The sequence below is a fragment of the Mycobacterium sp. E2497 genome (genome assembly GCF_001668695.1).
Taxonomy (GTDB): domain Bacteria; phylum Actinomycetota; class Actinomycetes; order Mycobacteriales; family Mycobacteriaceae; genus Mycobacterium.
In genome coordinates, this window is sequence record NZ_LZKD01000187.1 from 1 (window position 1) to 872 (window position 872).

Here is an 872-nt window from a genome sequence, read left to right on the forward strand (position 1 = left end):
TTGGCCCACAGGAAGTAGCGGTGCAGGGGATAGGTGATGTCGATCCCGATGCCGCCGTGGACGTGCTGGGCGGTGGCGACGACGCGCGCGCCGGCCTCCGCGGCCCAGAACTTGGCGATGCGGGCGGCGCGGCGGGTCTCTTTCAAGGTCCGGCCGTGCGCGATCAGCCACGCCGCGTGCCACGTGGTCCACCGGATCGCCTCGACATCGATGAACGCGTCGGCCATCCGCTGCTGCACGGCCTGGAAGCTGCCGATGGGCCGGCCGAATTGCTCCCGGCCCGTGGTGTATTCGGCCGCGATCCGCAGGGCCCGCTCCGCGACGCCCAGCTGGACCGCGCAGAGGGCGACCAGCGCGCGGGAATGCAACGACTCGATCAGGCCCGCCCCGGCCAGCCGGTCGGCGTCGGACACCGTTGCGCCGTCGAGGTATACGTCGGCGTGCGGTTCGTGGTTGGTGGTCTCCACCGGCCGGATCTCGACGCCGCGGCCGTCGGCCGCCACCAGGAACAGCCCGACCTGCCCGTCCTCCATCGACGCCGGGATCAGCACCGTGTCGGCGATCTGGGCGGCCGGAACCAGCTCCTTGGCGCCGTCGAGCCGCCAGTCGCCGCCATCGCGCCGCGCGGTGGTGGCGGGTGCCGCCGCGTCGGAGCGGCCCGGCTCGGCCAGCCCCGCGGTCAGGATGCGGTGCCCGGCGACGACGCCCGGCAGGAAGCGTTGCCGCTGTTCGGAATTGCCGTGCCGAGCGATCGGGTCGGCGCCCAGCACCAGCGTCGCGTACGCGGGCACCGGAGCCACCGCCCAGCACGTCCACGGCGGCATCGGGATCGACATCACCTATCCCCTGCACCGCTACTTCCTGTGGGCGCA

Annotated in this window: 1 pseudogene; it reads right to left on the minus strand. The window is 73.1% G+C overall.

Annotation, left to right across the window (positions count from 1 at the left end):
- Positions 1-806 (minus strand): annotated as a pseudogene (locus A5713_RS17700) (acyl-CoA dehydrogenase family protein); the annotation flags it as partial.
- Positions 807-872: the final 66 nt, after the last annotated feature.